Origin of the sequence: Parashewanella curva (assembly GCF_003675895.1) — a bacterium.
GTDB lineage: Bacteria > Pseudomonadota > Gammaproteobacteria > Enterobacterales > Shewanellaceae > Parashewanella > Parashewanella curva.
In genome coordinates, this window is the sequence record NZ_ML014850.1 from 1 (window position 1) to 10,786 (window position 10,786).

The window sequence follows — 10,786 nt, forward strand, 5'->3', positions numbered from 1 at the left end:
TATGTCAAAAACCAAGGAAAAGGTGATAAGTACAAAGCGCTACATAAAGATCACCAGTTAACGTTGTTCTGAGATAAATACCCCGCTTCGCGAAGCGAAGTCGAGCCGAAGGTGAGACAGCTTGCTGAGGGGTAGTTTATTAGGCGCGAGCAATCAAGAGATGGGCGGTTCCTATCGCCTATCTAACAGTTAGTTAATCAAGTTTAATTACTAATCAATTCCAATATTGATTATGGTTTGATTTATCCATTCGTTTTCAATGAACTTCTATGTCCATATCTCGGCAACTTGTATATACGCCCCCCCACTTTGTATTGGCTCCTGAACCAGAATCTCAAAACACCAATATTGAACCCGAATGTAAAATAGTTAGGGTGACTTTTTCGGATAGTTCAACCCGAGAGTATCAATTCAGTAAATCGCAAAATTACAGTAGTGCCAAAAGCAAGGTCATTTTGAAAATATTGAATGACCCATCAAGAGCATCGCAAGTGAGTTGTTGTCAATTTACCAACCCATTTTTGCTTTATCAGTACTCTGTTCGCGTGGATCACGCCGTGATTGTGTTAACAATGACAGAGGCAAAAAAGAGTACAACGATTGAAGCGTTAGAGTTACAACCCGCTGTGGATGATTTTTTCTCTCAAAGAACATTCAACAATGATGGAGTAAAGCGTAAGCAGGCACTGACAGAGGTGATATTAAAATGCCATGAATTGGCAGAAAATCAACACGAAACGACAATATGCAATGAATTTAGGCGTTGTAGGGATTGTTTGATCCAACTATTAAAAAACCAAACGGTCGATAACTTTATGGGCATAGATAATATGGCTATAGCACTTGGCTTATCAAGGCAATACTTGGTAGATAACAGAGGTATTGCGGTTGAGTATTATTCTGGTGCTGAATTGTTTCGAAGTATGCTCTGTAGTGTCTTAGAGCAATTAAATAATACTTTGGGGATCTATCAAATTTATACAAAGTCCTTTGCTGCAGAGCTGGTACAGTGTCTGAGTGGGATGGCGGATAAGAATATCGAAATTGCTGCTGGAGTAGGATTGCAAAGCTTTGCTTTAAGAGAAGCAGGGCTAAATATGCATCTTGTCACCGATAGTAACCCTCCCAAAGTGACTTTTGGTGGCACTTTGGTTGTCCAATATGATGTGCTTGAAGTGATCCGAGATTTCAGTGAATTTGATGTCTTATATTTTTTATCATTTCCAGAAACAGACATGATGAAAGCCATGCTTAATCTCGAAGTGCCTTGGCTTGCATTGGTTTGTAGTTCGTCTTCTATTTGTCAGGTCGAAGTGCATCCTGATACTCAGAGACAACCGTTAACATTTCAGTTTTTCCCGAAAATGAAAATCGAAGGCTGTCCCGAACTCATTGGTTATAAAATGACAAAAAAAACGTTTCGGGAAAAAGTGGAAAAAATTCCAGAAACATTTTTATCTGCAGGCTTCCAAAATCATAAACGGACTATGATTGAAGAAGCAACACCTGTTGCTTCGACAGATTAATGACTGAATTTTGCCAATTCAAAATGCTGTAGTGACTCAGCTTCTTTGAGTATTGGTGCTTCTAATGCTGTTTCAGACTTCATCCGTGCTAAATCCAATTTCATCCGCTCTTGTTTTGCCAACGCTTTGCGCTGTTCCTTGATTGGGTGATCTTTAATACATTCAAAATGCGTGTATAAATTCGGATAGTGATTGGATACACGCTCAGTCAGTAAAGCCACTTCAAACAGCCGTGCGATACGCATAACACCTTCTGAAAGCTCACAGCGATCTTCAAGCATTGCTGCAGCAATGTAACGGATGTCTGCTATTACTGAGTTTTGTTTTTCTTTCAACTGTTGCTGATAGTCCGCTTCCGCTTTTGCCTTAGCTTGGTTTTGTTTACGAAGCTGTAGTAGTAAATAGGTGGCATAGCTTGCTAACGCCACCACAATCAACACGGCAGGAATAATGAGTAGACTGAGCGTCATGGTTATTGGTCCTTATTGATAATCCTGAAGCGCATCCGCACCTGATTCAAAGCGGTCAAATAAGGCATCATCATCAGACACTTTTGCAGGTGCTTGCTCAGATTGCTCATCAAGCCCCAGTTTTTTCATCAGACGTTCAATTTCATCTAATTGAGTATCCAACCACTTTTGATCTTCTGCGTTTAAGGTACGGCCTTCTTCTAGTTGATCTAATAGCTGATTAAGGCGTGGATCTTCTTCTAAGATCAGTAAGCGATGTTCATCACTCATTTTCGGTTGTTTAGCTTTAAGTTTTTCAGCTTTCACTTCTGTTTTTTGCTCGACAGTCAACGGAATGGCTTTTTTACTGCCATGGCGAGGATCTTTACTGGGATCATAAGTTGGCGATGACTTTTTTAAGGTAACCTCGTTATGACGGTTACCTGAGGCTTTACCGGTCTTACGCTTTTTCTTAGAGACGATACGCTCAGCTTTTTTTGTACGAGGAGCATTCTTAGGGGCACTGTCACCCACTTTGCGTGTTTTTTTACTGCGAGCCATTGGATATTTATCCCAGTGATAAACCTAAAACCTTATTGGAACAAATTTTTTAGGTAGAAGAAAATATTGGCGGGAGTATAACACGAACGGGATTTGAAAATAAAAAAGGCGGCAGATTGAATCTGCCGCCTGTAGCACAAGTGTATAGACACCTTATTCTTTTTAACCAAGCTTCCTTACCTGCGTAGCGACGCTCCCGGTCGGTATCTTTACTAACAGCTGTCCCTGCACCATTTTTTATTATGAGTCATCCAGACATTTTATTGGTTAGTGCCGTAATTACGACTGAGTGACACTTTAATTTGTGTCCGAACATCCTCTTTGATGCTGAATCAACCATCCATGTTTATTTTATTGTTGTTGAGTAAGGCAATGCTATATAGCGAGTGGTCAAAATTAACCTGTTCCTTACAATGGTAGCGAACCTGGGTTTCAAACTGAAACCTCAACTCTTATTATTATTAGAGAGCGGTTTTAATCGTATTGTTATTATTGATAACTTTATTCTTGTTCTTAAATAATCTGTGCCAAGAACTGTTCGACGGAGTTATTTTTCTTTGTTCGACAGCTGGGTTTTTCTTGGTACAGGCGCATTAAACCCAAGTTACAAATTAATGTCAATAAAAAAGTGGTTAGCATTACCTTTACGTCAACGTAAGCGTTTTGGGGTTAAAAAAGGACATAAAAATGTCCTTTTTATTGCTAAAAAAACTAATTCTAAGTATTCAGTAGCTTACGGTATTTACTTTAGGCTAGCGATGTACTTAGACAATGCATCAATATCAGCATCAGTAAGTTTAGCAGCAACATCTTGCATCATGCCGTTTAGGTCGTTGTGACGCGATTTACTACGGAACTTCATTAACTGTGACTTAATGTAATCAGGTTGCTGGCTTGCTAAATGTGGGAAACCCGCCATGCCCATGCCTTTACCTTGTGGGCCGTGGCATGCCATACACGCAGTAATACCTTTTTTTGCATCGCCTGCTTCATAAAGCATTTTACCCGCAGCAGGTACATCAGCAACGGCTACTGGTTTTGACTTCTGACTAGCAAAATAGGCAGAAAGATCAGCGATGTCTTGATCGTTTAAGGTTGCAACAAAGCCAGCCATGATTGGATCGAAACGACCTTCTTTGCCAGCTGATGCTGAACCTTTTTTGAAATCATGTAATTGCTTTGCAAGGTACTCAGCGTGTTGATCTGCAAGCTTTGGGTACATAGGGACTAAACTGTTACCGTCTACACCGTGGCAGGCAGCACATAACATTGCTTTGGTTTTTCCGGCTTCTGCATTGCCTTCTGCTGAAAATGCTGGAGCAGAAATTGCGGCAATAATGACAGACAGCACAAGAGCTAACTTTTTCATGGCGTTCCAACTTCTTGTTAAGATTATTGTCCTGAACTTACAAGCATAGCCCGTAAGCGTGGTAATATTGTTATCAACCTAATATTCTACACGAAAATGTAGAAAAGTAAGTAATTCGAATTGAATTATAGTATTGAGATTGAATAAGTTGGAGTAAACCGTGGCTGCCTCTGAATTAGATTTCCGTAAAGCAAAGTTTGTGATCAGTGCACCAGATATTGAACATTTGGATCAGCACTTGGGTGATAGTCAAGGTATTGAGATTGCATTCGCTGGTCGCTCTAATGCTGGAAAATCCAGTGCTTTGAATGCGTTAACGGAACAAAAAGGCTTAGCGAGAACCAGTAAAACACCTGGCCGAACTCAGTTGATCAACGTCTTTGAAATTAACGAAGCGTGTCGTTTGGTAGACTTACCTGGCTATGGTTTTGCTCAAGTACCACTGGTGATGAAGAAAAAATGGCAACAAGCCTTAGGTGAATATTTACAAAAACGGGAGTCTTTGGCTGGGGTTGTTGTATTGATGGATTGCCGTCATCCGTTAAAAGATCTTGATATGCAAATGATTGAATGGGCAGTACATAGTGAACTTCCCGTACTGGCGCTGTTAACCAAAGCCGATAAATTGGCCCAAAGTGCACGGATGAAAACCGTCAATCAAGTCCGTAAGAAGTTAGCGGATTTTGGCGATTCTGTGCAAGTTGAGCCGTTTTCGTCATTAAAAGGCTTAGGAAAGCCAAAAGTACTCAATATATTAAACACTTGGTATCAAGAGCGTGTTGAGTTTGTTGATGAAGGCGCCGAAGACACTGAGTAAAACAATTTCATTTATCAATGATGAAATAGGTCAAGCAAATTGCTGGCCTTTTTTATTTTAAATCATGACGTTTTAGTTCTTAATAGATGAAGAGATAAAAAAGAGAAAGGCTAAAAAGAAAAAAGCCTCAGCAAAAGTTGCTGAGGCGCCATAATTTGGCTGTCACTATAAAGTGAAATAAAGGTCTGAAAGATAGAACATCTTAACCTCTGTACCCTACAGAAACGATATTACGTGATTTGTTTTAAATTGGAAAACAGTTTTCTATATTTAAGTTAAATTCTGTGAAGTGGATCTTGATTTTGGCTAAATGGCGACCAATTAGGGCTTGATCGCCAGAGGTTAAAAGCAAATTAGTGGGCTTGCTGCCAGTTATCGCCAAGGCCAGCTTCTGCGAGAAGTGGTACATGCAAATCAGCTGCGGTTGCCATTAACTCGCAAATTTTTGCTTGAAGGGCATCGGCTTGTGATTCATCGACTTCAAATACTAATTCATCGTGAACTTGCATTAGCATTGTGATTTCGCCACTTGTTTCAGTCTCAATCCAGTTATCAACAATGATCATCGCTTTTTTGATGATATCCGCAGCCGTGCCTTGCATTGGCGCGTTAATCGCTGCACGTTCAGCAGCCTGACGGCGCATGGCATTGCGGGCGTTGATTTCAGGTAAATACAGACGGCGACCAAATAAGGTTTCCACATAGCCTTGCTCTGATGCAACTGCTCTCGTGTCTTCCATGTATTTTTTCACGCCCGGATAACGAGCAAAATAGGTATCGATGTAAGATTGCGCTTCAACACGTGGAATATCGAGTTGTTTTGCTAGCCCAAAGGCTGACATACCATAGATCAAACCAAAGTTAACGGCTTTAGCACGGCGGCGCTGCTCGGAAGTCACGTCATCAAAATCAACACTGAAGACTTCAGCGGCAGTGGCACTGTGAATGTCTTTACCTTCGGCAAAGGCGGTAAGGAGGCCTTTATCTTGTGATAAATGTGCCATGATCCGCAGCTCAATTTGAGAGTAGTCGGCGGCTAAAACTTTTTTGCCTTCGGGTGCAATAAACGCTTGGCGAATACGGCGACCTTCTTCGGTGCGAATAGGAATGTTCTGAAGGTTTGGATCGCTAGATGATAAACGGCCAGTGGCAGCATTCGCTTGATGATAGCTGGTATGAACACGTCCAGTTTGTCCATTGACCATCAGAGGTAATTTGTCGGTATAAGTGCTTTTAAGCTTGGATAGGCTGCGATGCTCTAATATCAGCTTTGGTAATGGATAATCTAAGGCTAGCTCTACTAATACTTCCTCTGCGGTAGATGGTGCGCCTTTCGGAGTTTTTTTGATGATCGGGTAATTGAGCTTTTCAAAGAAAATGGTCGCTAATTGCTTAGGTGAACCAAGATTAAAGGCTTCACCTGCGATTTCATGCGCTTTTTGTTCTAGTTCAGTGATGGTTTGTGCTAATTCTTGGCTGTGCTGAGCCAGTAACATACTATCGATTAGTACGCCTTTGCGTTCCATTTTTGAAAGTACTGACAATACCGGCATTTCGATGTCTTTTAGTACGCTGGCTAATGAAGGTACTTTTTCTAAGCGAGACCATAGGTGCTGATGCAGTCGAAGGGTGATATCAGCATCTTCAGCGGCATAAGGAGCGGCGGTGTCTAAATCGATTTGATTGAAGGTAAGTTGTTTAGCCCCTTTACCTGCCACTTCTTCAAAACTAATGGCTTTGTGACCCAGATATTTTAATGCCATGCCATCCATATCGTGACGAGAAGCGACAGAATTAAATACGTAGGACTCCAACATGGTATCGAACTCTACGCCTTGTAAAGTAATTCCTACATTGGCAAGAATGGCGATATCGTATTTTAGATTTTGCCCAACCTTGGCGATGGAAGGATTTTCTAGGATAGGCTTTAACTTGGTTAGTGTTTCTGTCTTATCTAATTGGATTGGTGCATCTAAATAGTCATGCGCCAAGGGTAAATATGCGGCTTTGCCCGCTTCAACGGAGAAGGATAAGCCAACCAGCTCAGCATCCATATAGTTAAGGCTGGTAGTTTCGGTATCGATACAAATTAAATCGGCATTTTCGAGAGTCTCTAACCAAGTGACTAACTGCTCCTCAGTGAGAATGGTTTCGTATTCGGCATCAATGGCTTCTGGTGTTGTTTCATCTTCAACATTGGCAGTCGCAGCGGCGACATTGCTGCTGGAATCTAAAAGCTCTGCCAACCAACGTTTAAATTCCATTTCTCCATAGCATTTGATCAGCTCGTCTTTATCAGCATCTTTATGCTCGAATTGTTGCCACGTTTGCTCTAACTCAACATCAGTTTTAATGGTGGCTAGTTCATAAGAGAGCTTGAGATCGTCAGCATTCTCCCTAATTTTCTTTGGCATGGTTTTAGAACCACGAAATCCTACTTCAACCACACTGTCAGGCTCGGCCAATAATTTATCCACGCCGCCGACGCCAGTGAGCATGGCCAAGGCTGTTTTTTCACCTACCCCCGGAAGCCCAGGAATGTTATCGGCTTTATCGCCCATTAAAGCGAGTAAGTCGATGATGAGTTCTGGCCCTACGCCAAATTTAGTGGTGACCTCTTCTGGTCCCATGATGGTATCGGTCATGGTGTTGATCAGCGTGACGTTTTCATCCACTAATTGCGCCATATCTTTATCACCTGTGCTGATCAGCACATTACGACCGTCTTTGCTCGCTTCCACTGCAATAGTACCGATAACATCATCAGCTTCGACGCCAGGGATAGAAATCAAAGGCAGCCCAAGTGCTTTAATGATACGGTGCAAAGGTTCAATTTGGCTGCGAAGATCATCAGGCATAGGCGGGCGATGAGCTTTATAATCGGCATACATATCATTTCGAAATGTCTTGCCTTTAGCATCAAAAACCACTGCAATGTGACTTGGAGAATACTGCTTTAATAAACTGCGTAGCATGTTCACTACGCCATATACAGCCCCTGTTGCCTCGCCCTTTGAATTGGTGAGGTGAGGGGGAGCATAGTAAGCGCGATATAAGTATGAAGAGCCGTCTACAAGTACAAGTGGATTTTCTTTGATTTTTGGCATAATTGACGAAGCATTATTAGTTGATGAATGATCTTGGTTGATAGCATGCCATATCCAAGTAATTTCAGCCATGACAAAAACTCACAGCCTGTGGATAAGTCTGTGGGTTATGTGGGTTGATCCTGTGATACGATCGTGGATTCAAAATGATACGCTTCTATAAGTTGTTGTTTTTAAAGGTTTTGCATCTTAATTTCTTGGGAGGGGTAAACGATTGAAAATTCATCGTTATTTGTGGATTTAATTCTGATCATGCAGATCGATCCGTGTTGATGTATCTTATCCCTAAGTGCGTGTAACCTTATCTAAGTTAGCAGGTTTTTTGCACAGATCAATCAAAAAGCAACCATTTTTTAACATTAATTTATTAGGTAAATTCTAATCATGAAAAAGATAGCCGTAATTCTAAGTGGATGTGGGGTGTTTGATGGTGCTGAAATTCATGAATCAGTACTGACATTGTTATCAATAGAGCAGCAAGGAGGTCAGTACCAATGTTTTGCTCCTGAGATGGAGCAAATGCATGTGGTCAATCATGCAACGGGAGAAGTTGCAGAGGGGGAGTCTCGAAATGTTTTGGTGGAGTCGGCGCGTATCGCTCGTGGAGATATCAAGCAATTGTCAGTGGTGGACGCCAATGAATTTGATGCTTTGATCATTCCAGGAGGTTTTGGGGCAGCGAAAAATTTGTGTGATTTTGCTGTTCAAGGAGTTGATTGCCAAATAAACCAAGAAGTCATTACTGCTGTGAGGGCCTTTAAACAAGCGAATAAACCTATTGGACTGATGTGTATAGCCCCTGTGATGATCCCCGCTTTGTTTGGACAAGGAGCCACTGGAACCATAGGTACAGATGTCGATACCGCTTCGGCGTTTACCCAAATGGGCGGCGTGCATCAGCAAGCTGATGTTCACAATATTGTTATTGATGAAAGCAATAAAGTGGTCACTACCCCAGCTTATATGCTGGCAACTTCAATATCAGAAGCATATAGCGGTATTCATAAGTTGGTGGCTAAAGTGATTGAGTTGGCGTAAACCAACTCGTTTGTTGTATTGGAATTTATTGATAACGTTTGCTGTCAATGACACCTTGAGCCAAGCCTATCAGTAAACCACCAAGATGAGCGCTATTGGCTGTTGCCGTTGGCAGCAGCCCAGCAAATCCTAATATCATCCACAATACTGACATCACCATCAGTGCTGGAGGCATGGCCAAGCCTTTTTGAGGGCAGCGTTGTTGCATCACCCACACATATCCGATCAAGGCGTAGACGACTCCGGACAAGCCACCAAAATTTGGGCCAGAAAAATGCGCTTGGAGCAAGTTTGGTAAGGTGCCTGCGACTATCAACAAAGTTAATAAAGTCACTAAGCCCACTCGTTTCTCGATTTTTCCACCAAAGTACCACCACCAAAGTAAATTAAAACTGATATGCATTAGTGAAAAATGTAATAGGCTGGGAGTAAAAAAACGCCACCACTCGCTGGCCTCGTTACCAAAGCTGCCAATGGCGCCGAAATAGGAAAGTTGACCGAATACCTGATTGGCATATCCCATGTTCATTAGAATAAAAATGACGATACAAAGACCAAAAATGATGAGAGTTAGTGGGCCACTATCGCGTAAAAACTCACGAACAATGCCTTGAGCAGAACTGCCGTAATCTATACGGTTACGGCTATCCCCATGATCCCATGAGGCTTGCAAATAACGAGGATCATTGGGATGGCTAAGGAAATGATCTAGGATCTCTTCAGCTGTTTTTACATCCTGATCTTTAACGATAGAAATAATAATCCCTTCCGCAGCAGGCTCCAATTGGCAAGCAATCCCTTGACCCTTTAGATAGTCAGATAAAGCTTGAGCTGCGCGAATATTCGGTAACACACCAATTTCAGTCATCAAAATCTCATTTACCTTCTATTACTTTTCATACCATAGCAACAAAGCTCGAAATTAGCACCAAGATCAGTGGATTGTGTATAGTTAATCTGACGGCTAATCACAAAATATACTCATGTGAATAAATTTATTCCAGCATTGCAAATTACCGCTGCAGTCGCAATAACCACACTCTTGAGTATGTGGTTACAGGTTAAGTTACCTTATCTCAGCATTGTAAGTTGTTATGTGTTGATGAAAGCCTATGGCGGGGAGTTACACTGTAAATCGCTGAAGCGAGTGTTAGGGACGATAGCGGGCGTTATGATCGTAGCAGTAGTCGTAACTTTTGCACAGGGTTGGTTGTGGCTACAGCTTATGGTGCATGGGATCAGTATCTTTATTTTTGCCTATTTACATCAACTCGACCGTTGGCCTTATGCCATGCTATTTACTTGTGGTGTGTTAAGCGTTGTTATGGCAACCGAACTCGTGTCTTCTGATGTTATTGCCTATAACTACAGTAAGCATTGGATGTGGGAGGTGATCTTAGGAGCGAGTGTTGCTGTAGTAATGAAGACCTTATTTAGGATGATGCAAACCAATCAAGAGTCGAAATATTTAAACAAGTTTGAGTGGCCAAAATTGCAGTGGCAAAAAAACAGCTGGTTTATATGGAATCCTACAGCTTTTGTTAATGCGTTGGCTTTGAGTGTAGCAATTGCAGTGCTTTTGGGTGGGAACTATGTTTTAGGTTGGCAACAATATACTGCTCAAGCCTTAATTGCAGGGATCATTATTTCCACACAAGCAACGAGTTTTCATGGACATGATAAGCTGCATCAGAGGATTTCCGGTGTCTTAGTAGGTACTTTGACTGCACTGTTCAGTTTAGTGTTTTTACCACATTCATTATTAATTTGGGCAATGTTATTGTGGTTATTGTAGGGCAAACGGGTCAAAAATAAGCAATTAAGTTTGATCGTTTGCCAACCAGAATCGATCGTGGTTTATAATAGTCTTTGCCTGTTAAACACCATGAAAACTACCACTATTAGCCAGCACTTTGCCA

Annotated in this window: 9 protein-coding genes; 4 read left to right on the forward strand and 5 right to left on the reverse strand. The window is 41.6% G+C overall.

Annotation, left to right across the window (positions count from 1 at the left end; genetic code table 11):
* The first annotated feature begins 269 nt into the window (after positions 1-269).
* A complete protein-coding gene (locus D5018_RS19190) occupies positions 270-1,526 on the forward strand; it encodes a hypothetical protein (RefSeq protein ID WP_121840600.1) in 1,257 nt (418 codons plus the stop codon).
* Here D5018_RS19190 and D5018_RS19195 read toward each other — a convergent pair.
* The 3 genes from D5018_RS19195 to D5018_RS19205 form a co-directional block, all read right to left on the reverse strand.
* Entirely contained in the window at positions 1,523-1,996 is a 474-nt protein-coding gene (locus D5018_RS19195) for a DUF2489 domain-containing protein (protein WP_121840601.1), read from the reverse strand. The genes D5018_RS19190 and D5018_RS19195 overlap by 4 nt on opposite strands.
* A gap of 12 nt (positions 1,997-2,008) precedes the next feature.
* Positions 2,009-2,536: a Der GTPase-activating protein YihI gene (gene yihI / locus D5018_RS19200; protein ID WP_121840602.1), complete on the reverse strand. Its 528-nt coding sequence runs from the start codon at positions 2,534-2,536 to the stop codon at positions 2,009-2,011.
* A gap of 742 nt (positions 2,537-3,278) precedes the next feature.
* Positions 3,279-3,905: a c-type cytochrome gene (locus D5018_RS19205; RefSeq protein WP_121840603.1), complete on the reverse strand. Its 627-nt coding sequence runs from the start codon at positions 3,903-3,905 to the stop codon at positions 3,279-3,281.
* Positions 3,906-4,065: 160 nt separating this feature from the next.
* Between D5018_RS19205 and yihA the strand changes: the two genes are divergently transcribed.
* Positions 4,066-4,722 (forward strand): ribosome biogenesis GTP-binding protein YihA/YsxC, encoded by a 657-nt coding sequence (yihA, locus tag D5018_RS19210; protein WP_121840604.1) that lies wholly within the window; start codon positions 4,066-4,068, stop codon positions 4,720-4,722.
* A 353-nt stretch (positions 4,723-5,075) separates the two neighbouring features.
* Here yihA and polA read toward each other — a convergent pair whose 3' ends face one another.
* Positions 5,076-7,829: a DNA polymerase I gene (gene polA / locus D5018_RS19215; protein ID WP_121840608.1), complete on the reverse strand. Its 2,754-nt coding sequence runs from the start codon at positions 7,827-7,829 to the stop codon at positions 5,076-5,078.
* Positions 7,830-8,213: 384 nt separating this feature from the next.
* Here polA and elbB point away from each other — a divergent pair, with 384 nt between their 5' ends.
* Complete coding sequence (gene elbB / locus D5018_RS19220) at positions 8,214-8,867, forward strand: isoprenoid biosynthesis glyoxalase ElbB (protein WP_121840605.1); 654 nt, start codon at positions 8,214-8,216, stop codon at positions 8,865-8,867.
* Between the two features lie 25 nt (positions 8,868-8,892).
* Here the strand turns inward: elbB and glpG are convergent, their stop codons facing one another.
* Positions 8,893-9,735 carry a rhomboid family intramembrane serine protease GlpG gene (gene glpG, locus D5018_RS19225; protein WP_121840606.1) on the reverse strand — a complete coding sequence of 281 codons (843 nt, stop codon included), beginning with the start codon at positions 9,733-9,735 and terminating at the stop codon, positions 8,893-8,895.
* A gap of 117 nt (positions 9,736-9,852) precedes the next feature.
* Here glpG and D5018_RS19230 point away from each other — a divergent pair, with 117 nt between their 5' ends.
* Positions 9,853-10,662 carry an FUSC family protein gene (locus tag D5018_RS19230; RefSeq protein ID WP_121840607.1) on the forward strand — a complete coding sequence of 270 codons (810 nt, stop codon included), beginning with the start codon at positions 9,853-9,855 and terminating at the stop codon, positions 10,660-10,662.
* The last annotated feature ends 124 nt before the right edge of the window (positions 10,663-10,786 follow it).